This window comes from Rhizobium sp. 01T417, assembly GCF_056398905.1.
Genome location: NZ_JBFTQH010000038.1, coordinates 1 through 21,184 on the forward strand (window position 1 = coordinate 1; position 21,184 = coordinate 21,184).

General features: G+C 60.5%; 20 protein-coding genes. 8 read left to right on the forward strand and 12 right to left on the reverse strand.

Annotated elements, in window-relative coordinates:
* Positions 1–139, reverse strand: a 139-nt coding sequence (locus AC1DPR_RS25610; protein ID WP_477817422.1) for a helix-turn-helix domain-containing protein, incomplete at its 3' end; no start/stop codon positions are given.
* Between the two features lie 630 nt (positions 140–769).
* Here AC1DPR_RS25610 and AC1DPR_RS25615 point away from each other — a divergent pair.
* A complete protein-coding gene (locus tag AC1DPR_RS25615; RefSeq protein WP_169683789.1) occupies positions 770–937 on the forward strand; it encodes a hypothetical protein in 168 nt (55 codons plus the stop codon).
* A 469-nt stretch (positions 938–1,406) separates the two neighbouring features.
* On the opposite strand, the gene AC1DPR_RS25620 is transcribed toward AC1DPR_RS25615, so the two are convergent.
* Positions 1,407–2,057 (reverse strand): glutathione S-transferase family protein, encoded by a 651-nt coding sequence (locus AC1DPR_RS25620; protein WP_018859722.1) that lies wholly within the window; start codon positions 2,055–2,057, stop codon positions 1,407–1,409.
* Between the two features lie 205 nt (positions 2,058–2,262).
* Entirely contained in the window at positions 2,263–2,496 is a 234-nt protein-coding gene (locus AC1DPR_RS25625; protein ID WP_018859721.1) for a hypothetical protein, read from the reverse strand.
* A gap of 242 nt (positions 2,497–2,738) precedes the next feature.
* Here AC1DPR_RS25625 and AC1DPR_RS25630 point away from each other — a divergent pair, with 242 nt between their 5' ends.
* Positions 2,739–3,143, forward strand: coding sequence for a heme-copper oxidase family protein (locus tag AC1DPR_RS25630; RefSeq protein ID WP_018117009.1), 405 nt, complete (start codon positions 2,739–2,741; stop codon positions 3,141–3,143).
* A 122-nt stretch (positions 3,144–3,265) separates the two neighbouring features.
* On the opposite strand, the gene AC1DPR_RS25635 is transcribed toward AC1DPR_RS25630, so the two are convergent.
* A complete protein-coding gene (locus AC1DPR_RS25635) occupies positions 3,266–3,472 on the reverse strand; it encodes a hypothetical protein (protein WP_018117010.1) in 207 nt (68 codons plus the stop codon).
* A 236-nt stretch (positions 3,473–3,708) separates the two neighbouring features.
* On the opposite strand from AC1DPR_RS25635, the gene AC1DPR_RS25640 reads away from it, so the two are divergent.
* Positions 3,709–4,137: an OsmC family protein gene (locus AC1DPR_RS25640; protein WP_018859720.1), complete on the forward strand. Its 429-nt coding sequence runs from the start codon at positions 3,709–3,711 to the stop codon at positions 4,135–4,137.
* A 149-nt stretch (positions 4,138–4,286) separates the two neighbouring features.
* Positions 4,287–5,183, forward strand: coding sequence for a DMT family transporter (locus tag AC1DPR_RS25645; protein WP_192240391.1), 897 nt, complete (start codon positions 4,287–4,289; stop codon positions 5,181–5,183).
* 7 nt (positions 5,184–5,190) lie between these two features.
* Here AC1DPR_RS25645 and AC1DPR_RS25650 read toward each other — a convergent pair whose 3' ends face one another.
* The 7 genes from AC1DPR_RS25650 to ybaL form a co-directional block, all read right to left on the reverse strand.
* On the reverse strand, positions 5,191–6,210 hold the full coding sequence (locus tag AC1DPR_RS25650) for a polysaccharide pyruvyl transferase family protein (RefSeq protein ID WP_062369596.1): 1,020 nt from the start codon (positions 6,208–6,210) through the stop codon (positions 5,191–5,193).
* Positions 6,211–6,252: 42 nt separating this feature from the next.
* Positions 6,253–7,743 (reverse strand): lipopolysaccharide biosynthesis protein, encoded by a 1,491-nt coding sequence (locus AC1DPR_RS25655; RefSeq protein ID WP_018859717.1) that lies wholly within the window; start codon positions 7,741–7,743, stop codon positions 6,253–6,255.
* A 67-nt stretch (positions 7,744–7,810) separates the two neighbouring features.
* Positions 7,811–8,728, reverse strand: coding sequence for a glycosyltransferase family 2 protein (locus AC1DPR_RS25660; protein WP_477817418.1), 918 nt, complete (start codon positions 8,726–8,728; stop codon positions 7,811–7,813).
* A 665-nt stretch (positions 8,729–9,393) separates the two neighbouring features.
* Positions 9,394–11,016 (reverse strand): VOC family protein, encoded by a 1,623-nt coding sequence (locus tag AC1DPR_RS25665; protein ID WP_477817419.1) that lies wholly within the window; start codon positions 11,014–11,016, stop codon positions 9,394–9,396.
* 533 nt (positions 11,017–11,549) lie between these two features.
* Positions 11,550–14,105 (reverse strand): protein translocase subunit SecD, encoded by a 2,556-nt coding sequence (gene secD, locus AC1DPR_RS25670; RefSeq protein WP_018859713.1) that lies wholly within the window; start codon positions 14,103–14,105, stop codon positions 11,550–11,552.
* 92 nt (positions 14,106–14,197) lie between these two features.
* The gene (locus AC1DPR_RS25675; RefSeq protein WP_018859712.1) at positions 14,198–14,578 is read right to left on the reverse strand and encodes a hypothetical protein; all 381 of its coding nucleotides are present in this window, start codon (positions 14,576–14,578) and stop codon (positions 14,198–14,200) included.
* A 54-nt stretch (positions 14,579–14,632) separates the two neighbouring features.
* On the reverse strand, positions 14,633–16,441 hold the full coding sequence (ybaL, locus tag AC1DPR_RS25680) for a YbaL family putative K(+) efflux transporter (protein WP_025660319.1): 1,809 nt from the start codon (positions 16,439–16,441) through the stop codon (positions 14,633–14,635).
* 34 nt (positions 16,442–16,475) lie between these two features.
* Between ybaL and AC1DPR_RS25685 the strand changes: the two genes are divergently transcribed.
* Positions 16,476–16,781: a helix-turn-helix transcriptional regulator gene (locus AC1DPR_RS25685; RefSeq protein ID WP_018859710.1), complete on the forward strand. Its 306-nt coding sequence runs from the start codon at positions 16,476–16,478 to the stop codon at positions 16,779–16,781.
* A gap of 4 nt (positions 16,782–16,785) precedes the next feature.
* Here AC1DPR_RS25685 and AC1DPR_RS25690 read toward each other — a convergent pair whose 3' ends face one another.
* Positions 16,786–18,207, reverse strand: a complete 1,422-nt coding sequence (locus AC1DPR_RS25690; RefSeq protein WP_477817420.1) for an ArnT family glycosyltransferase — start codon at positions 18,205–18,207, stop codon at positions 16,786–16,788.
* 644 nt (positions 18,208–18,851) lie between these two features.
* Here AC1DPR_RS25690 and AC1DPR_RS25695 point away from each other — a divergent pair.
* From AC1DPR_RS25695 to cheY1, 3 genes are all read left to right on the forward strand, one after another.
* Complete coding sequence (locus AC1DPR_RS25695; RefSeq protein ID WP_026372125.1) at positions 18,852–20,465, forward strand: globin-coupled sensor protein; 1,614 nt, start codon at positions 18,852–18,854, stop codon at positions 20,463–20,465.
* A gap of 63 nt (positions 20,466–20,528) precedes the next feature.
* Entirely contained in the window at positions 20,529–20,822 is a 294-nt protein-coding gene (locus tag AC1DPR_RS25700) for an STAS domain-containing protein (protein ID WP_018859706.1), read from the forward strand.
* The gene (cheY1, locus tag AC1DPR_RS25705; RefSeq protein WP_007530053.1) at positions 20,819–21,184 is read left to right on the forward strand and encodes a chemotaxis response regulator CheY1; all 366 of its coding nucleotides are present in this window, start codon (positions 20,819–20,821) and stop codon (positions 21,182–21,184) included. The genes AC1DPR_RS25700 and cheY1 overlap by 4 nt, the downstream gene beginning before the upstream one ends.

Sequence of the window (21,184 nt, forward strand, 5' to 3'; positions counted from 1 at the left end):
TCAGTCCTTCCAGACCGCTGTCGTTATAGCGGCTGATGATCTTGTGACCGGTCTTGCGGGAGATGCCGAATTCGCGGCACAGCGCCGCTATCTTCTCGCCATCCAGAACCCGCGCAACGAATTTGAGACGCTCGTCCATGCGGTTGCACTCCTGCAAAGGCACCTTCGCTCTCCTCGCAAAGGCCAAAAGTGTAACCCATGTCTCCGGTATGAACTGTCACCCCTCTCTCGGGAAGGACAAACTGCTCGTTTCTTCAAAGATCGCCTCTTAGTTCCACGTATCGCGCCGATGCACCAACCCGCACGTGAAACCTTTTTGGCGCAGCCACGCAGGCCGCGAAGGCGGCTTTACCCGCAGGACGCTTGAGCGCCTCGTTCGCCCTCAGTTGGCCCAGCCCGGTCAGTAACCGCACGACAACGCGTTTGTCGGTCTGAAGCCATGTGCACAGGCGGGATTCACGGAATACCGCGGTTGATACTGAAAATCTCCGCGATTTGAACTTTGCGGAGTTGTTGTGCAGGCCGAAGCAAACGCGGCGAGCCCTATCAGCATAAGCATCCGAAGTCTGCGCATGGGTTTCTCCCTGCGGTGGGTGAACTCGTGTCGAGAAATAATCTATCACCGCCATCTGGCGCATGCGAACGAACAGTTGACGGCGAAATTGGCTTTGTGTGGCGCCAGTGGAGCGGTACCTTGCACGGCGTGAATACGCCCCTTGACGCTGTCGTAAAAAGAGAACAAAATAGGAACATTCCTATGGAGGTTCTCATGACCCATACTGAACAGGTTATCGCGAATGCCCTTGCTGCCGTCGCCGCAAGCCGGGCGGAGCGGGAGCGCGATGCCGAGCGCCGCAAACGCGTTTTCGGCCATATCGATATCGGCCGCCCTCTGCCTGTAATCAAAGGCCAGCAACTCAGCCTTGACCTTCACTGATGACGACGTGATTGAGACGATCGCCACCGTGCTGAAGGACGTCCGGTGCCAATCGGTATCTTGCGATGGCATTGCGTGGCCGGAACTCGTTTGCCGCCGGCCCAAATGAGTTGGTCCGCACCGGCTCCTGCCGCGAAATTCGACGACAGGGGTGCCTCTCGTGACTGCGGCCCAGTCGTCACCGTCGCCCATATTGACGGGACACGTGATCTGCCCGCCCTCTATTTAGAACGTGTCCCAGCCCGGACCCATGTCGATATTGCCGTTGACCGCTCCTGGATCGCTGAAGCCGAGATTGACATGTCAGTCGTCGCCCAGGCCCGTCGTCGCTGACCCAGCCTGATAGCGAACGCTCACCGCCGATGGCTTGCTGGCCGCCGCCTGAGGCAGGTCATCAACCTTCGCCGTTACCGTCGCCCGGCTCACGTGCTGAGGCGTGGTGGCAGGCACAGCCCAAAGCAGATCTTTCTCAGTCAGCCGATGTGGCGGTGAAGACAGCCAACTGGGCATCGAAGGCACGCTTGAAGGCCGGCCGCGCTTTGCCGCGGGCGACATAGGCGAAAAGGTTCGGGTATTCGTCCAGCATGCCCAATCCTTCCAATCTGCGCAGTACCGTCACCATGAGGATGTCGGCGGCACTGAAGTTCCCGTCGAGCCAGTCGGCATCGCCAAGCCGATCGGAAAGTTCGCTCAGTCGCTTGCGAATGCGTTTGTCAATCATGGGCAGGCGCTGCTCGTACCAGGGCTGGTCGCCCTCCAGGAACCTGGCAACTTCTCTATCGACGATCGGCGGCTCTATCGTGTCCAGTGCGGCAAACATCCATGCGATCGCGCGTGCCCGGGCATTTGTATCCTCAGGCAGCAGGCCCGCATGGCGCTCCGCGATATGCAGCACGATCGCCCCCGACTCAAACAGGGCGAGATCGCCCTCCTCATAGGTCGGAATCTGCCCGAAAGGTTGAACCGCGAGATGCGCGGGTTCCTTCATCGCTTTGAACGAAAGAAGACGAACGTCGTAAGGCTGGCCCACTTCTTCGAGCGCCCAGCGAACGCGCATGTCGCGCGCCAAACCCCGGCCGCGATCGGGCGACCGTTCAAAGGCGGTAATGGTGATGGCCATTGTTGTTCTCCATAGCGTGTCTGTCTTGAAGACGACTGGCTGAACGAGATTCTGACACCCAATGTTCAGGATAGTCCTCGCGGTTGTTCAAATAGTCAGGAAGGATTCCTGCTGGCGCGAGGGGGCAGCTTTCGACTTATGCTGGCCGTTTCTTCCGCACAGGTCGCAAACGCCCACATCGCGAAGGGTGCGTCGCCTGCTTCGACTAAGCCATCCTTCGCAGCACATCGAGCAGCGTCTGGGCGTCGTCATTGGCGCCGATCCGCCGGAGGCCGTCGTCCGCAAGCGTAGCGATCGCCTCGAGCGCTTCGTACTCGTTCCAGCCCGCATCGACCGATGCCGCGACGAGATCGCGGAAGGCGAACTGCAGCGCGTCCTGGCAGCGGATGTCCCGGTCGGGGTCATCAGTGGCGACGAAGGGTTTGTAAATGTCTCTCATCTCGCTCCCCGCGAATGTGCCGACGAGACAGAATAGTCGAAATGTGTTTAAGGAAATGCTTAAGAATTTGCCAATCTTCAGGGGTAAAGTGCCGATGCGATGGGCGGGGAGTGTTGCGGCGCGTAGCGGTCTCCCGAAACGGCAACAAAATGGTCTTCAGAAGGTTAAATCTCGGACGGCCGCCGTTCTCAATTCTATTGCGGAATGATAATACTGTCAGCGCAAACGGAGGGGGATACTCTATGCCACGCATATCGCAGCTATACTTCAGGACGGCAGTCATATTTCTGATTATCGGCATCCTCATGGGGCTGAACATGGCGATCTCGCAGGATCACAGCGTGATCGGCGCCCATGCGCACTGTAATCTCTTGGGTTGGGTGACCATGGCGATCTTTGGCGGCTACCACGCCCTCAATCCCCAGAAGGCCGAGAAGCGTCTCGCGATGATCCAGTATTACGTCTACACGGCAGGCATCGCGCTCATGGTGCCGGCGCTCTATCTCATGCTTCAGGGCAATACGGCCATGGAGCCGATCGTCGCTCTGGCGTCGGTCATCACCTTCGTCGGCGTGTTGCTGTTCGCTTTCATCATCTTCTCCAGCGAAAAGGTGGTACTCACACCGCCGGCGCCGTCATATCGCTGATCTGTCAAATGCAGCGTCTGGCAGGGTAGCCACCCTGCCCGGCACTCCGCCCAGCGCATCTCGTCGCCGGACATCGATGTCGCTTTAATTGCGAGCCCGTTGCGAGCACGTCGCCTCGAGTTTCAATGGACGATCTGAATCCGGATCTGTTCCTTCGCCGCGTATTCGTGGCAATCGCCGGCAGCGTCGCCGACGAAGATCACATCGCCATCGGAATCGAACAGGCCCCAGCAGGCTTCGTCGTCGAGGTAGACTTTTCTGACATAGCCGAAGGGTTCGGCATCGAGGACGACGCTGGGTGCATCAGGAACAGCCGCAAGTGTTCGCATGGATAACTCCAATGAGTCGTTTCTGTTTTAGTGCAAGCTTATATTGCACTTTGAAGCTGACCTGGGGCTATCCTTAGAAATCGGGATGGGAAACTGAGGTTGACGAGCGGACGGATTGGAGTCGGCCGAATCACCCGAGTGGTCTGTTTCCGCCCCTTCGCCGGAGCTGAAGCGCATTGCCGCGGGCAATCAAAATCCTTATCTAGCACAGGCTGTCATCACCAAAGGATTTTCTCATGGCCGCCGATCTCAAGGCTCGTCCCCGTCCCGTTGGAGCAACCGCCGTTCTTGGTCGCACCGGCTTTCCACATGTCACCTCGGCCACCAAGGGTGAGCTCGATATCGTCACCGGCGCCTCGCAACCTGGCTTCAATCCGCTCGACCTCCTCTATGCGTCGCTGTCAGCCTGCCTGGTCCTGAGCGCGCGCATTGCCGCAAGCCAGATGGGCATGCTCGACCGGATCACGGAGATCACGGCCGACGTTACTGGCGAGAAGGCAAGCGAAGGCCCGTCGCGTGTCCAGACATTCAACATCGCCTTCTCGATCAAGGGCGACCTCGATGAAGAGACGCGCCTGAAGATCGCCCATGCGGCGGAAGAAATCTGCACGGTCAGCAACACAATTCGCGGGGCGCCTGAATTCTCGGCCGTCATTTCCGGCTGATAGGCTCGGTGCTGCAAATTCGCATCGGCGGGCAATAAGATTGCGCTTTTGCCTGCCCCTGTCGCTCCTCGGCTATCACGACACCATCGCTTCTGATAGGTCCGTTGCTCGCCGCCGGTCGTCAGGCGGTCAGAACGCATCGAGAGCTAATGTCGCAGGCCGCTTCCACCGTCGCAGAAACCCCCGCATCCAACCGTTTTCCCCTCGCCGCCCTGATCCTCGGCGGCGCGGCGATCGGCGGCTCGCCGATCTTCGTGCGGCTGTCGGAAGTCGGGCCGATGGCGACGGCCTTCTGGCGCGTCGCCCTGGCGCTGATCCCGATCTTCATATTCTCGCTTGCGAAGGGCAAGGATGCGGGCTCGAAGCCTGAAAAGCTATCCGACTATGCCCTGCTGGTCGTGCCGGGTGTCCTGCTCGCCATGGATCTCGCGGCCTGGCACCTCTCCATCACCATGACGTCGGTGGCCAATGCGACGCTGCTTGCCAATCTGGCTCCCGTCTTTGTCACGGTGATCGGGCTTCTGTTTTTCGGCGCAGTCGTTACCCGTGTCTTCGTTCTCGGGCTGGTATTGGCGCTTGCTGGCGTGGTTGTCCTGAAGGGCGGTCCTGCGGCGCTTGGCAATGGCGACCTCAGCGGCGATGGCGTCGCGGTCATCGCAGCCGTGTTCTATGCCGGCTACATCCTGGCAATCGGCAAGCTGCGCAGCCGGTTCGATACGGTCCGCATCATGCTCTGGAGCACGGCGTCGGCTGCTGTCTGCATCTTCCCGATCGGCTTCTTCTACGAAGGCCACATGCTACCGCCGACGGCCTATGGCTGGGCGATCGTCTTCGGTCTTGCCTTCGTCAGTCACGCGGGCGGGCAGGTGGCGATTGCCTATTCGCTCGCCTATCTGCCGGCCGCCTTCTCCTCACTGACGCTGCTGCTGCAGCCGGTCGTGGCGGCAATCCTCGCCTGGGTTCTGCTCAGCGAACCGATCGGCCCGATGCAGGCGGTCGGCGGGGCAGTGGTGCTCGCCGGGATTCTGGTTGCCCGGCGAGGCTGATCTCAAATCAGGCGGCGGCCGCAGCGGCGACGCGACGCGCATCGAGGATGGCGAGCGCCTCGTCGACCGTTGAGGCAAGCTCCGCCTTGTCGCTGTTGCAGGTGCCCCAGGCCTCGATGAAGCTGCTCGTCTTGCCGTAGCTGTTGTCGAGAACGCAGTGATCGGCGCCCAAGAGCACGCACATGATATGCCCGTGCATGCGATCGGTGATGACCTGGCGCGCCGAGCTCAGCAGGGCGACGCCACGGTCGAAACGCTGCTGCGCCCGTTCGCGATAGGCAAGCTCCGTCATCCGCGCGCGGCCGCCGATACGGCCGGTCAGAAGGCCCTTCAGGATCGCGGCGTGCTTCGTCTGGCGCTGGAAATCGGCAGGCTCGTCGGGCCAGTCCGATTTCACGGTACCCGGACGCAAGGTTGCTGCCGTCAGGTCCTGTGCGGTGCCGACTTCCTGGTCCTCACGCAGATTGAGCAGCAGCTCGTGCTGCGGCGTCGGTCGAGTGACCGGACCGATGCAGAAGGCCATGTCCGGGCAAAGCCGCGTTTCGCACTGGAACCAGCGCTGGGCAAATTCCAGGCTTCGCTGGTCGCGAACGAGAAGCGTGAACTGACCGTGGCGCTCGATCGCACGCGCGGTGCTGTCGACATTTGCCTGCTCCTTGAAATGGATCGTCTGCGGCATCTGGACGATCGGGCGGCCCTTGTGCTTGTCGAGCAGGCCTTCGCGGAACTGGCGGTAGCCGGCCCAGATGTCACCGAAATTGCCGCCGCCGTGCAGGAAAATGCGACCGCTGCTGATCGCGCCGAGCATCCGGTCTTCATCATAGGTCGGGATCTCGGTCACGTAGGTCGGGCGCGTACGTTTCTTGTCGAAATAGGCAAGCTCGCCGAGCCAGATGGCGCTGTCGCCGATATTGTAGTGGTTCGGGAAGTCGAGAAGCGCAAAACGCTCGGACGGATCAAAGAGGTCGGAAAGGCAATTGGCGATCACGCCCTGCAGGCGGTTGATGATCGTAATATTGGATTCCATGAAATGCTCCTTGTTTACGGACACTCGGGTCCATGCAAGCGGCTAGGCTTCGGCCTGTTTGCGGAATGGGTTGAGGGACATGGCAAGCGCGATGTAAGGGCGGATGACCGAGCGGCCGAAGATCGGCAGGAACGCCAGGTAAATCAGTCCGCCCAGGCCGATGCTAAGGCCAAGCGCGAGCCAGCGGTTCTGAATGTGCTCTACGATGACCGGATGCGCGAACCACACGCAGACGGCCATCAGTGTCGCGCCGCAGAAGGGTAGGGCGACGGCCTTCAGCGTGCTTTTGGCGTCGATATGCGCGTATCGCTGAAGCACATATTGCTGATAGGGCATCGTCAGCCAGGCACGCAGCGTATAGCCCGCAGCAACGGCGACAACGCCGTAGGGGACAAGCAGCCAGGTGAGGATCAGCGTCGTCACGAGCTGCAGGGCGGCGACGGAGAGGATCGATTCCGCCCGGTTGACAGCCGAGAGCGCCGACGAGGCAAAGAAGTTCGTGACGAAGGGAACCGCCATCAGCACGAGGACGGTGGCGATATCGCCGGCATTGCCCCACTTGTTGCCGAAGAGCAGCGCGATCATGTCGTTCGACAGGGCGCCGAAGCCGAGCAGCAGCGGGATGGTTCCGAGCGCGGCTGCACCGACGATCTTGTTGTAGGCGTTGCGGAAGGCCGTGTGGTCGTTCTGCAGGCGCGACAGCGTGACGAGCGATACGCTGCCGATCGGGGCCAGCACCGCTTGGCCAATCAGCTCGATCAGCCGCCAGGCAATGCGATAGCGGCCGACTTCGACCGGGCCGAACCAGCGCGAAATGAAGATATCCTGCACGCGGGCGAGCAGCATCCACATCAGCTGGGTCACGACAAGGCTGATGCTGAAGAGGAAAACGGACCGGAACATCGGCACATTGAAGCGAAACTTCGGCATCCAGGGATAGTAGAACCAGCCGAGGAGCACGGTCACGGCGGCGTTGACCGCGGTCTGCGCAACGAGCGCCCAGACGCCCCAGCCGAGAAAGGCGCAGACGACGGCGGTGATGCCTGAGAGCAGGCTGGCGGCGATTGCCTGCCCGGCGAGGCTCTTGTGGCCGAATTCACGGGCAAGGCGCGCATTGTGGATGACGGCCAGCGACGAAATCGGAAGCAGTGGTGCCAGCCAGCGCAGAATGCCTGAAACCGATGGATCGCGCACCAGATCGCCGTAGTAGGGCGCGAAGAAGAACACCAGCGAGGCAACGATGGCGCTGAAGGCGATCGTCGCCCAGAAGGCGGTATCGGCAAGCTCCTCGTCGAGATCAAGCTGGCGCGTGACCGCATCACCGAGGCCTGCATAGGCAAGCACGCGGCCGATTTCCACGAAGAGGCTCGCAAGCGCGAAGGTACCGAAATCGCCGGGCCCGAGAATGCGTGCGAGGATGACGAAGATCACGAAGGTCGCGATTGTGCTCCAGGCCACGCGAATGACCGACCAGAGGACGGAAAGTGCGGTTTTCTTCTTAAGCTCGGCGTGCGCAATTGCCGTATCGGCCATGCATTATCCAATCGAATTTGGCTCGCGAAGAGTCGCGCGTTGATTCTGTTGGCGGCGAAGCGAAACCTCAGGCGGGCTGCTTTGCCTTCGGCCCTCGCCAGTAGGCGAGCATGCCGGTCAGGTTGTCACGAAGCTGGCTGCGGTAGGTCAGGCCAAGTTCCTCGTTGAGTTTTCGGCGCCCGATGGCCTCCATGAGCGCCTGGCGGATTTCCCAGCGCAGCATGCCGCGCATGTTCGAGCGGCGATCGAAGAGATATTTGGCGTACAGCGCTCCGTTGCCGAAGGCGTAGCCGGTCTGGAGACGCTTGATATCCGCGAGTTCACGCCGTCCATGGAAGTGTTTGACGGCAAAATCCGGCAGATATTCGACACGCACGCCGGCATTGAAGGCGCGGTGCACGTAGTCGGTGTCCTCACCGGAGCGGAAAGGGGAGCCCGCCCCGAAGCGAGTATCGAAAAAGCCGATCTTCTCGACCAGCCCATGGGGAAACGCCATGTTCGCGCCATGAATGAAGCCGCCGGCATGCAGCTCGCTGCTCAATACCGCAGGTTCCATCTCGGGCTTGATCGTGACCGGCAGGTCGCGTGTGTCGCCGAGCTCGATCCGCCCGCCGCGCATGACCATCTCGGTATCCGAGCTGAAAAGCGCTGCGAGCGTGCTGAAATAGTCGGGGAAAATCTCGCAGTCGTCGTCGGTAAAGGCGAGGACACGGCCTCTCGCGGCGTTGAGGCCCGTGTTGCGGGCGACGGCGAGGCCGGGTTTCGCTTCATAGATCAAGTTGGTCTTGATCGGCGCGGTCGACGCCCATTGGCGGACGACGTCCGACGTCTCGTCCGTGGAGCCATTGTCCACGAAGACCAGTTCAAGTCTCAGATAGTCTGCCTGGCGGGCGGCAATAGAAACGGCATCCAGGCAGTTCGTTAGTCCATAGACCCGATTTCTCGACGAGATGATCAGGCTGATGTCCACGGGCCGAGGAGGCATGCAAATTCCCCTTCTGCGATCGATGTCGAGGCGAGGATAGGGCTGGGACCCCGCTTCGGCAAGGAGCATTTTGCGCTGCAGCAAAATAGAACAGTTGGAGCAGTTCGCAGACGAATGTGGTAATTTCTTGCCTTCTGTATCGCTTAAGACAATCTAAATATAGATTTAAAAGATAAAAGCTGAATTCTGTGGATAATGTAAGTGGAAATAATTCTTAAAAATTCATAATTCTAGTTTTAATAATATATAGTGTGATCAAATTGAGAAAAGATATGTAAAGATGTCGACGTATATTGTATAAAAAAATACGGCAGCGTCGAAATATATTCACACCGTATAAGTGTTGCAAACAGTCATGGCATTGCTTTCAATTTCTGGAAAAGAGACGGGCACGTCTTCATGAATAACAAATAACCGAGGGCCCTTGCGCAGTGGCGTTCATTGTTGACGTTTAGCACGAAGCAGAAAGGTACAACCGTCGGGAACAGCAGACCTTTGTTCGCTATCGTCAAGCGCGAGTTTGTGAAGGCTTGTTTGTCTTTGCTTTGAAACGTTGCTTCCGAACGCCGCAAAAGGACGGAATTGCAGGCGTGTCCGCGCGCGTCGGTGCATGAATGCAGGGGAACGCAGGGCCGGTGCCGTCCCTGCGAAAAAGCCCTTCCGAGCTAGTTGATCTGCTGTGCCAGCCATTTCTGGATGATCGAAACATCAGCGTCGCCGAGATCGTGTCCGCCGGCGATGACATCAGAGTCGACGGTCGCTCCCGATTGTTTCAGCCGGGTTTCGAGGTCGCTGGCATATTTGCCGTAAGCATCCGTCTTGCCGCTGATGACCAAGAGATCCGTGCCTTTGAGATCGGCGTGCGGATAATCCTTCAGGACCGGCATGGAGCGCAACAGCACAGCTTTGTGCACCAAATTCGGATGCAGATAGAGGAGCGAGTTGAGGAGGTTCGCGCCGTTGGAATAGCCGACATAGACGATCTTCTTCGGATCCAGGCCGTAGGACGATACGGCTCCCTCGATGAAGGCGGCAAAGGCCTCGGCTTCGTTCTTGATATCGTCCTGGTCGAAGGAGAACGGCGTGATGCGCTTGTACCAGCGCGGAATGCCTTCTTCCGTCGCCCGTCCGCGCACGCCAAGCAGCGTGGCACGCGGGGCAACCTCGTGCAGCAGGGGCATCAACGTCGTTTCGTTGCCGCCTGAGCCGTGCAACAGCACGAAGACGCTGCCGTCAGGATCCGGCGGCGTATAAAAGCGGTGCACGAAGGGCAGGTCGCGGTAGTTGATGCGGGGCTCGCCGGGCATCGAAAATTGCGGCAGTACGACCTTCAGATCCTTGAGATCGGTGATTGGGTCCTTGGGAACGAAAAGCCTGGTGCCGAGCGTGGCCCGCGGCTCGTCCACCATCATGCCGGGCTTGTCTGTCGCCAATTCGATCAGTGTGCCGCCTGGCTCGCGGGCATAGAGCGATTCGAAATACTTGCGATCGTGCAGGTTCGTCGCCGACGCGCCGCTTTCCTTCAGGGCATCGTGCACCTTGTGAAGTTGCTTCTCGTCTACGGCGCGGAAGGCGACGTGATCGGCCGTCCCGGTACCGGGCGCGCCGGACCAGAATCCCTGGGCATTCCTGATGTCGACAATATCGCCCGATTCCGAGACAAGCCGGTCGATGTTGCCGCGCGTTTCCTGGAAGCGGTAGCCGAAATGACGCTCCGCGAAGTCACGGCTTTCGGCCGGTTTCTCGGTGAGCATGGTGACGCCGCGTACCCGCTGAATGGCGTGTTCGACCGGAACGCCCGCGCCGTCCCAGGTAGCGGGCGACTTCAGATCACGGGCGCCGGCGAGCTTGACGATGATATTGTCGGGGTCCTTCAGCCGCAGCACAGGTTCGCCAAACTCATCGGCCGGGCCCTCAGAGCGAAGTCCGAAACTCATGCAGCGGGTGAGCCAATAGCCGATGCTCGATGGATCGATCGCAAGCGACAGCTCACCGATCTGGCTGTGGCCGACGCGGCCGGGTGAACCGTCTTCCCATACAAGGAAGGTCACCAACGAGCCGGGGCTGCCAACGCCGTCCCCGTAGAAGAGATGAAGCTGCGTGGCGTCTTCGAATCCGGCGGTCTGCTTGACCAGCCGCATGCCGAGAAAACCCGCGTAGAAATCCACGTTTGCCTGCACCTTTCGGGTCAAGAGGGTCACGTGATGGATGCCAGATACCATTGAATACAGTCCGGATGGATTGGGAGGCGTCGCCATCGCCAGCATTAGTGCAAGTATAAACGTCATGCCGTTATAATTGGGGTTTGCCTCGAAGGTTCCGCATAAAGAACTAAGCTATCTCCACGCGCCTGCAAATTCAAACTGTCCAGTCCGTCCAACACTTCGCGGAATTGCTGAAGGGTCGGCGGCTTGAGCATGCAGGTGGATGCTGCCATCGAGCGCGCGCAGGTTTTTCTCGCGCGGCCGTGAGGCCAAGCCCCGGGCCGCCGGGTCGCCCTGCCTGCGGCAGCTTCCAGAAGGCGTCGAAGATCTTGTCCTGATAGGTGGGGTCGGTACCAGGCCCGGCTCTTCAACTGGTCGCCGTCAAGCTTGCCGGCCAAGTCGTCGAGCAGGATTTCCGCGTACATCGCGATGTCTCGCGGCGGCGATTGCAGATCGTGCGAGGCGATTGCCAGGAAGCGCCGAATGCGCTCCTCGTTTTCAGTCGATTCAATCGGTTGCTCGGACGACATGCTGCAGAACCTCCCAGTCGGGCGAGAATAGAAAGAGGGCGCCGGTTCCGCAACCGGCGCCCTCATTTCGTTTCATCTCACTAGCACTCAGCCGGCGGTCTTGCGCGGCTGGCCCTCTTCCGGAGGGATGATTTCTGCTTCGGGCTCGGCCGCAGCAATGGCCTTGCCGTGGCGACGACGCCAGTCGCCGAGGAAGAGCAGGATCGGTGCTGCGATGAAGACCGACGACGCGCCGGCAACGAGAATGCCGAAGACCATCGGGATCGCGAAGCTTGAGACCGCGCTGCCGCCCCAGATCGCCATCGGCAGCAAGGCAAGAAACGCCGTCGCGTTGGTGTAGAGGCTTCGTGCGAGCGTCTCGTTGATCGACCGGTCGATGATCTCGCGCAGCGGCATCGACTTGTAGAGGCGCATGTTTTCACGCATGCGGTCATAGACCACGACCTTGTCGTTCACCGAATAGCCGACGAGCGTCAGGATGGCTGCGATGGCTGTCAGGTTGAAGTCGAGGCCGGTCAGCGCGAAGAAACCGATCGCCTTGGTCACGTCGAGGATAAGCGTGACGATAGCGCCGACAGCGAATGGCCATTCGAAGCGATACCAGATGTAGAAAAGCATCGCCAAGCTTGCGATGACGACCGACAGAATGCCGGCCCAGGCGAGCTCGCCGCTGACCTTCGGACCGATGACATCGGTGCCGGTAACGGTTGCCGACGGGTCGATCTTGACGATCTCGGCCTTCAGCTTTTCAACGGCTGCCGTCTGGGCTTCTTCCCCACCTTCCTGACGCTGCGCACGCACCGCCATGGTGTTGTTGTCGCCGTAGGTCTGGAGGGAGACTTCGCCGAGGCCAAGGCTGTTCAAGCCTTCGCGGAAGCGGCCGAGATCGGCGGCGTCCTGCGTCTTGACCGACATCTGGATCCCGCCGCGGAAGTCGACGCCGTAGTTGAGACCCGGATGGATGAAGAGGACGACCGAGGCGATCGACAGAAGCGCCGAGACCGTCACGCCGAAGAAGCGAGCCTTCATGAACTGGATATGGCGGCCGTAAGGGTTGAACATCATCGGGATCATCGGCTTGATGTTCAGGACCTTCAGCTTACGACGGCGTGTGATCTCGATCATCGTGACGCGAACAAAGGCGACAGACGTGAACATCGAGATGATCAGGCCAAGCGCCATGGTCACAGCGAAGCCGCGGACCGGGCCGGTGCCGAACCAGAACAGGATGGCCGCTGCGATCAGCGCCGTCATGTTGCCGTCGATAATCGTCGAATAAGCGCGGCGGAAGCCGGTATCGATGGCAGCGAACGCGCTCTTGCCCTTGCGCGTCTCTTCGCGGATGCGCTCGTTGATGAGAACGTTCGCGTCGACCGCAAGACCGATACCGAGGACGACACCCGCGATACCTGGCAGCGTCAGCGTTGCTCCGACAAGCGTCAGGGCCGAGAAGGTCAGGATCGTGTGGATGAGCAGCGCGAAGTTCGCGAGGAAGCCCCACGTGCCATACAGGATGAAAATGAAGGCTGCGACAAGCGCGAAGCCGACGAGACCCGAATAGATACCCATGCGGATAGCGTCCGCGCCGAGGTCGGCACCGACGGTGCGTTCTTCGATGACGGTCAGCTTGGCAGGCAGGGCGCCGGCGCGCAGCATGGCGGCGAGCGTTGTTGCGCTGTCAGCCGAGAAGTTGCCCGAAATCTGGCCGGAGCCGCCGGTGATCGGTTCGCGGATGACAGGTGCGCTCAGCACCTTGTCGTCGAGAACGATGGCGAACGGATTGCCGACGTTCTGACGGGTGATGTCGGCGAATCGGGTTGCGCCGGCGCTGTCGAAGCGGAAGCTGACGACGGGCTCATGCGTATTCGGATCGAAGCTGACGCGCGCATCCGAAAGACGGTCACCCGAAATCTCGACGCGGTCGAGAACTGCAAAGCTGTTGCCCTGCTCATCCTTCAGCATCGTCACGCCCGGTCCCGGAGCGTTGTTCGGAGAAAGCATGTGGAAGGACATCTTCGCGGTCGAGCCGAGAAGCTGGCGAAGGCGAGACGGGTCCTGTGCGCCCGGGAGCTGCACGAGCACGCGGTTTCCGCCGATGCGCTGGATCGTCGGTTCGGCGACGCCGACCTGGTCGACGCGCTGGCGAATGACTTCAAGGCTCTGCTGGACCGCGGAATCGACATTGGCTGCAATGCCGGCCGGCGAGAAGGCGACGAGGATATTGCCGCCGCTGGTCGTAACCGAGAGATCGGACTGGCCGGCGCTGAGGCCGGTGGCAATCGCATTGCCGAGCGTCTTCAGCTGTGTGACCGCATCGTCCGTCTGTGCCGTATCCGTCAGGGTCACGACGATCTGGTTCTGATTGCGAACGACTGATTTCGTCTGGATGTTCTTCTCGCGAAGGACGCGGCGGGCATCCTGCAGGAGCGACTGCAGGCGCTCGCGGGTCAGGTCCGCTTCGTCAACTTCGAGAACGAGGTGCGAGCCCCCGCGAAGGTCGAGACCGAGCGAAACCTGGTTATGCGGCAGCCACGAGGGCAGACGCGCGAGGGTGGATTGCGGCAGTGCGTTCGGCAGAGCGATCAGAATGCCGAGGAGAATGATCACCGTATAGGTGAACACCAGCCATGGTGAATTACGCATGTTGTTGTTTATCCTTGATAACGCTTGAGCCTGCGCTCCTCGCGCTGGCGGCGTGTCTTAAAAGCAATGGAAAGCGCCGGACCGGCGCGCATTCATGCCGAGGCCGCAGGCGGGCCGTGCGAGTCGTAAGCCCTCGCATCGGCGCCGCGAAGCGCGGGATGGAAGGTTGCGAGGGGCTGCTCACCACCAAGGCGGAGCTCGATATCAGGCGTCGCGCCAATGGCTGCTGCGCCGGGGTCGTAAGGGACATGTTTGGGAGCCGCCTTGCGCTCGGCGGTCAAAATGCCGCGGACGGTATCGCGAGCGCTCAGCTGCAGCGGCTGGCCGTCCTTGGCGGACGAGGAGACCGAGTTCGCACCGCGGCTGGGGACGATGACCAGATTGCCGCCGAACAGAAGGCCAAGATAGGCGAAGACGGCAATGACCAGCGAGATCGCAACACGACTGCCCATGCGGCGTGCGTCGAGCCTCATCTCGTGATCATCTGGATTTTCAACCTCGTACCGGCTCAACGGCGCAAAAGTCTCTCATTCTTTATCGGGAGAAGGCGTGTCCTCGACTGCAATTGTAGCAGTGTCGGCCTCATCTTCATAGCGCACACTGTCATGATGCACTTGGGCGAGCCGGTCAACCATGCCCATGGCGATTTCGCGTTCGCCCATGATAACAGTGTCTGCACCGTACTCCAGCAATTCATCCACTTCGGCGTCGGAATGCGCGCGGGCGACGATCAGGAGCGAAGGGTTGATGGTGCGCCCTTGGTCGGCAACCCTGCACGCCTCGAATGCGTTGGGGATGGCGATGACGAGACTGCGGGCGCCGGCGATGTTTGCGAGGTCGAGCAGCTCGCGCGAGGCGGCATTGCCGCTGATCGCTTCGATCCCCTGATCCCGCAGTTCGCCGATGCGGTTGCTCGAGTCCTCGATGACAAGGAAGGGCGTGCCCGATGATTTGAGGTTTTGACCGACGATGCTGCCGACACGGCCGTAACCGACAATGATTGCATGCCCGCGAAGCGCCGTCGGCTGCCTGTTCTCCTCTTCCTCTGGCTCGGGCTCTTTAGCCGGCTCTGGCACATTCGTCGCTATCGGCTCTTCGCGCTTTGTCCGCTCCAGCACGCGGCGCAACCGATCGCAGGCGTAGAACAGCAGAGGGTTGAGGATGATCGAGATCAGCGCGCCGGCAAGGATGAGGTCGCGCCCCTCCTCGGGCAGCAGACCGAGCGAGACGCCGAGTGCGGCCAGGATGAAGGAGAATTCGCCGATCTGCCCAAGGCTCGCCGAAATCGTCAGCGCCGTGCCGACAGGTTTGCGGAACAGTCGTACGATCAGGAAGGCGGCGATCGACTTGCCGACCACGATAATGAGAACGGTGGCCAACACTGGCAGCGGTTTATCGATCAGGATGTTCGGATCGAACAGCATGCCGACCGAGACGAAGAAGAGGACCGTGAAGGCATCGCGGAGCGGCAAGCTTTCCTGGGCGGCGCGCTGGCTGAGTTCGCTCTCGGCCAGAACCATGCCGGCAAAGAAGGCGCCGAGCGCCAGCGACACGCCAAACAGCTTCGAGGCACCGAAGGCAACGCCGAGCGCGATCGCAAGCACGCCGAGGCGGAACAGTTCGCGGGATCCAGTGTGCGCGATGCGGTGCATCGTCCAGGGAATGAGGCGGCCCCCGAAAACCAGCATCACCCCGACGAATATCACGACCTTGACCAGGGTCATGACGATGATGCCGCCCATGCCAAGGTCGAGGCCGAGGAGCCGGCTGATCGCGGCTGAAAGCGGCTCTGCCGTCGCATGCTCTCCACCGCCGATGCTGGCGGCTGCCGGGATCAGAACGAGCGCCAGGACCATTGCGAGGTCCTCGACGATCAACCAACCGACCGCGATCCTGCCGCGATCGCTATCGATCAGCCGTCGCTCCTGCAGTGCCTTCAAGAGGACGACTGTCGAAGCGACGGAAAGAGCGAGTCCGAAGACAAGGCTCCCTCCCGTCGGCCATCCCATGAGCGCCCCCAGTCCCCAGCCGAGTAGCGTGGCAAATCCAATCTGCACGATGGCGCCGGGTACCGCAATGCCGCGAACGGAGAGGAGGTCTTTCAGGGAGAAGTGCAGTCCGACGCCGAACATCAGCAGGATGACGCCGATCTCGGCCAGTTCAGGCGCAAGGCTTTGGTCGGCAACAAAGCCCGGCGTATGCGGGCCGGCGAGAACGCCTGCGACGAGATAGCCGACCAGAGGCGGCATTCGGAGCCTGTGGGCGAGCGTGCCGAGAATGAACGCAAGCACGAGGCCTCCGACGATTGTCGAAATCAAAGGCGTATCGTGCGGCATCATTCTCTCCCGAACTGGAAATCCCGTTTAAAACATGACATATATGGCCTATATCAACCAATATGGGTGGTTTGACATTATGGGTCAAGGCGCAAAGGAAACAATTCTGACCCCGGCATTGTGCCGGGCCGCCCGCGGATTGCTTGGCTGGACGCAGCTCGACCTCGCGGAACAGGCCGCCGTGTCGCGCAGCACCATCCGTGACTACGAAGGAAAGCATCACGATATCCATCGTGCAACCGAGGCGCAGTTGCGTCTCGCCTTCGAGCGAGGGGGCGTCGTGTTTGTGGAGGTGGAGGGGACGGGAACATGCCTTGGCCTCCCGTCTACCCCGAAGTGAGGTCCTATTTGCCGGTCAGGCAGGCCGGCGAAATCCTGTAGGAAAAGAAAGTCTTGCCGCGGTAGTAGCCTTCCGTCGGCTGCCAGCTGCGGACCAGCTCAGGCGTTTGGGCGCACTCGACCGGGTGTGTCGTCACAAAAAGCACGTCGTCTGCAACGTCGCTCGGCAGCGCAAAGGTCTGCTCGTAATAGTTGTCAGGCGCGTCGACGGGCGGCTGCGCGTAGATACGGACAGGATCGTTCCTCAGCGTGTGGAACATGTCCGCCAGGAGATCGCGGCTGTCGCTGACAATGATCGAGGTGCCGGACTCCCGCGCCAGCTCGCCAGCCTCGCGGCTGATCGCGCTACGGCCGAGATAGCGCTTCATGATCTCGCTGCCGTTCGGCAGCACCAGCTGGTGCGCAAAGATCGCGGCAAGAGGAAACAGAAAACTCGCCGTGCCATTTATGGCAAGCGACAGGCGCAGGCCCTTGGGCCAGAGGCGGTCAAGCAACCACACGGCAAGGATCGTTCCCGCGATATAGGCCGTCACGCCCCAGTTGGCATAAGCCTTGGCAACCAGCGCCTGGAAGGTGATCAGCACAACGACAGGGATAGACAGCCAGATCAGCAGCTTTTCCCTAGGCTCGCTCTTGCCCTTGAGTGCGCGGACAACGGCCCAGAGCATCGCGGAGAATACGATCGGCCCGACGACGCCGAATTGCGCCGCGAAGAATTCCAGGCCGCCGGCCACATTGACGCCGAGCTTGCTCCAATGCGCGATGTTGGTGGTGTGACGGACCGTTGTTCCGTCATGGGCAAGATTCCACCAGAGATTTGGCGCAGCAACGACAAGCGCAACGATGACGGCTGTGAAAAAATCGCGCCAGGCGATGCGTGCGCTCGGAAGCAGAATGAGCGCGATCAACCCGCCGGGAACGACAAAGAGGATCGCGTATTTCGAGAGGAAGGCGCAGCCGACGGCAAATCCCATGAGGATGGAGAGGCCGACGGAACGCTTCTCGGTCAGGCCGAAATAGGCCCATAGTGCCATCGTCAGGAAAAAGAGAAGCACGACATCGGTCGAGAAGAACACAGATGACAGGGCAACGCCGGGCAGGGTGATGAAGGTCGCGCCGGTCCACCCTTCAATCCTCGGTCCGACAAAGCGGTTGGCCGTCTTCATCAGCATGATCGCGGTCGCCATGTAGATCAGCGGTCCGCTCACCCTGATCCAGTAGATCGACGTCGATCCTGCAAGCTCCGTCATGGCTCGAATGACCCAGGCGATCATCGGCGGCTTCGAGTAGTAGCCGAAATCGAGATTCTGCGACCAGAACCAGTATTGCGCCTCGTCGACGAACAGATCGGTCGTGTCGAAATGGAGGGTGATGACTCGCCAGAGCGTCACGCCAAGAACGATGAGGAGACCAAGTCTGGCAGACATGAATGCAATTCCCGCTGAACTCAAACCGCAGTAAAGCCAAAGATTAACGCACCGGCATGCCGGTGCGTTTGACCACTCGTTACAATCTGGTTGTGGAATTTTAAAGGACGCGCAGGGCAACCTGACTGCGGGTCGCTTCGATACGGTCAAGCAGCGCAACGGCTGCGAGAACAGCGATCGAAAGAACGCACGACCCCAATCCGAAAACAATCATTGCCCAATCCTTCTGACGTCATGTCACGGTTATTTCTGGGCATATACCACAAAGCTTGCCTAGGACTGTAGCAGCGCCGCAACGCAAGCCCAGTAATTCATAGATGGTTATTGGGGCCTGCTGGAAAGTCGACATTCATAAAATACGCATTAACCTTCAGGCAAGGAATTAACCATAAACATTGCATGACACGTCGGAATGGGAAAACTTACTCGTTCCCACCAGGCATGACGCCGCACCGCCGTACCGGTCGATCCGGAATCCATCTCATCAAGCAGCTCCGAAGCAGAATCGACTGATCGGGAGGCTTCACGCCGCCGGCTGCAGCCGAGGCAAGCCACCAATCAGCAGCGTGCACGCTGCGCGGAGCAATAGTTTAATGACGGGCAAGCGCCCGGCATGTGGTTGGGGACAGGTGTTGGGGCAGGAAATGCCATCAGATCAGGCTCGAGGAGCGCAGGCAGGCAGCTTGCGTGAGAGGCTGCGCTTTGCCGGTCTCGACGCCGAACACTGTGATTTGGTCCGGCGCCACCGTCTCGACCTTCAGCAGCATCTGACCGCCGGTCTGCGTGACCTTTTTCAGCGTTTTCAATCGTTTCCAGACGCGGCGCGGAATTTCGAGAGCGAACGTCAGGTCGAGCGCCTCCACGACCTGCAGGCCTCCCACTGGGATGTTCTGACCGATGCGCGTTTTGACAGCCTTTATGCCGAGCGTGTGAAGGTTCTGTCTGATTCCGAAAGCAAGATGGGTCTCGACCCGCGCTGGCATGTCGCGGGTCATGGCGTTGTTCTCGAGCATATCATCGGCGGCCTCGCAACCGAGTTGGCCGGTCGCTCCTTCCTGCCGAGCAGCCGTCGTCGGGCCAAGGAAATCTCCGACCTCATGTCGGCGATCATTCGCCTCGTGATGGTGGATGTCGAGATTGCCATATCCTTGCGTTTCAATGCCTTGCGGGCCACCCAGCAGCGTGCGCTTGCCGATCAGCGCGCCAGTGACAAGGCGGACGTCGCACGCGTATTCGCCGATGTTATCAATGGCCTTGCCACGCGCGACCTCACGGTTCGTGCGACCATCGAGGAAGACGGCGCCCATCGGGATATCGCGCAGGCGCTCAACGGTGCGCTCGATGCCGTCCAGGCCGAATTTCAGGCGATCGCCGAAAAGACGGCGGTTGCCGGAACCTCCGTCCAGACGCTTGGCGATGCGTCGAAGCAATTCGCCGGAAACGCGTCCGTTCATGCCCAGCAGTTGCTCTCCTCTGCAGCTGCGCTTGCCGATCTGTCGGAAAGCGTTCGCCACGGCGCCGCGGGTAGCCGGGCTGCCGAGCAGGCGGCGGCCACGACCCGCGCCGCGGCCGAAGAAAGCGGCCAGGTTGTCGGGCGCGCGATTGCTGCGATGGCGGATATCGAACAGTCTGCCGAGCGGATCGGACAAATCATCGGCGCAATCGACGAGATTGCTTTCCAAACCAATCTGCTGGCGCTGAATGCTGGCATCGAAGCCGCGCGCGCCGGCGATTCCGGACGTGGTTTTGCCGTGGTCGCGCAGGAAGTACGTGCGCTAGCGCAACGCTCGGCGGACGCGGCGCGCGAGATAAAGACGCTAGTGAGCACCACCAAGTCGCAGGTGGATGCCGGCGTCCAGATGGTTGGACGTACGCAGGATTCGATTGGCAGCATCGTTCGCCAGGTCAGTGAGATCAACACGGCGATCGCGATGGTCGCTAATCAGGCCAGCGAACACGCTGCGAACCTTGATGTCGTGACAGCTGACGTGAAGGGCCTCGGCGCCCAGATGACCGATAACGCGGCTTCCGCATCGCGTTCAGCCGAAGGCGCCGACTACCTGCACAGTGTCATCGTCGAACTCGGCCAAACGATCCGCGAGTTTCGTATTGCCCGGCAGAACGCCGAGCCCGCGCGCCCCCCGCCGGTGTTCTCCCCGGCGATCGGCATCAGGCGGACCGCCGATGTCGTGGCCGACGACGAGGACTTCGGATTTGTGCAGCCGGTCGCCTCGGCCGGAGGGCGGATTGTTTACTAACGGACCGGTATATGAGCGCCGCTCACATACGTTGAGCAGTAACCAGGAGACAAGGAAGAGCTGATGGCGGCAAGGAAAACTGGGAAAACGCTGAACCTGTCAGCGGTGCTTGATCTGAACGAAGCAACCATGCTTCGCGACAAGCTCGTCTCGTTGCGCGGCAATGATCTGGCCATCGACGCGTCCGCGGTCGAACGCGTCGGAGCCCTGAGCGCGCAGGTCCTGATGGCAGCCGCCAAGACCTGGGACCAGGACAAGCTCGCCTTCACGTTCAGCAAGGTTTCGGACGCATTTCAGAAAACCATGCAGCTGATTGGTGTCGATATCCATCTGCTCGCCAAGGAGATCCGGCAATGAAGAAAAAAGTGCTTACCGTGGATGATTCACGGACCATAAGGAACATGCTTCTCGTGACCCTCAACAATGCGGGCTTCGAGACGATCCAGGCTGAAGACGGCGTCGAGGGCCTCGAGGTTCTGGAAGAATCCAATCCTGATGTCATCGTCACCGACATCAACATGCCGCGCCTTGACGGTTTCGGCTTTATCGAGGGCGTTCGCCGCAACGACAAGTACCGTGCGATCCCGATCCTGGTCCTGACGACCGAAAGCGATGCGGAAAAGAAGAACCGCGCGCGCCAGGCCGGCGCCACCGGCTGGATCGTCAAGCCTTTCGACCCTGCCAAGCTGATCGATGCCATTGAGCGTGTAACCGCTTAA